The organism is Sediminibacterium goheungense, from assembly GCF_004361915.1.
Taxonomy (GTDB): Bacteria; Bacteroidota; Bacteroidia; order Chitinophagales; family Chitinophagaceae; genus Sediminibacterium; species Sediminibacterium goheungense.
In genome coordinates, this window is sequence record NZ_SNWP01000005.1 from 1 (window position 1) to 1,620 (window position 1,620).

General features: G+C 44.3%; 1 protein-coding gene. It reads left to right on the forward strand.

Annotated elements, in window-relative coordinates; translation table 11 throughout:
• The coding region (locus BC659_RS16740) for a beta strand repeat-containing protein (RefSeq protein WP_162847303.1) at positions 1-1,620 on the forward strand (1,620 nt) is incomplete at both ends.

The following is a 1,620-nucleotide window of genomic DNA, read 5'->3' on the forward strand; positions in this document are numbered from 1 at the left end:
ACAGTAAGTGCAACAAATGCTACGATTACCAACTTAAGTGGTCTGACCAATTTAAGTGTAACAGGAACAGCACAGATCGGAACGGTGAGTGCAACCAGTGTAAACAGCACGAGTGGTACTTTTGATAATATCACTGTAACGGGTAATATCGTAGGTGGTACGATCAGTGCTACACTGAACGCTGGCACTCAGGGTACGATCACGAACCTGGCGAATGTTCAGAACATCACTGCTACGGGTAATATTACAACTGGTAGTATCAGTACAACGACAGCGAACATTACGAACCTGACAGGTTTAAATAATTTAACAGCTACCGGTACGATTACAGCGGGTACAGTAAGTGCAACAAATGCTACGATAACCAACTTAAGTGGTCTGACCAACTTAAGTGTAACGGGAACAGCACAGATCGGAACGGTGAGTGCAACCAGTGTAAACAGCACGGGCGGTACCTTTGATAATATTACTGTGACGGGTAATATCGTAGGTGGTACGATCAGTGCTACACTGAACGCTGGCACACAGAATAGTATTACTAACCTGGCGAATGTTCAGAACATCACTGCTACGGGTAATATTACAGCTGGTAGTATCAGTACAACGACAGCGAACATTACGAACCTGACAGGTTTAAATAATTTAACAGCTACCGGTACGATTGCAGCGGGTACAGTAAGTGCAACAAATGCTACGATAACCAACTTAAGTGGTCTGACCAACTTAAGTGTAACGGGAACAGCACAGATCGGAACGGTGAGTGCAACCAGTGTAAACAGCACGGGCGGTACCTTTGATAATATTACTGTGACGGGTAATATCGTGGGTGGTACGATCAGTGCTACACTGAATGCCGGCACACAGAATAGTATTACTAACCTGGCGAATATTCAGAACATCACTGCTACGGGTAATATTACAGCTGGCATTATCAGTACCACGACAGCGAATATTACGAACCTGACAGGTTTAAATAATTTAACGGCTACCGGTACGATTACAGCAGGTACAGTAAGTGCAACAAATGCTACGATAACCAACTTAAGTGGTCTGACCAACTTAAGTGTAACGGGAACAGCACAGATCGGAACGGTGAGTGCAACCAGTGTAAACAGCACGGGCGGTACCTTTGATAATATCACTGTGACGGGTAATATCGTGGGTGGTACGATCAGTGCTACTTTGAACGCCGGTACACAGAATACAATCACGAACCTGGCGAATATCCAGAACATCACTGCTACGGGTAATATTACAGCTGGCAGTATCAGTACCACGACAGCGAATATTACGAACCTGACAGGTTTAAATAATTTAACGGCTACCGGTACGATTACAGCGGGTACAGTAAGTGCAACAAATGCTACAATTACCAACTTAAGTGGTCTGACCAATTTAAGTGTAACGGGAACAGCACAGATCGGAACGGTGAGTGCAACGAATGTGAATGGAGGTAATGGTACTTTTGATAATATTACTGTAACGGGTAATATCGTGGGTGGTACGATCAGTGCTACACTGAATACCGGTACACAGAATAGTATTACGAATCTGGCGAATATCCAGAACATCACTGCTACGGGTAATATTACAGCTGGCAGTATCAGTACAACGACAGCG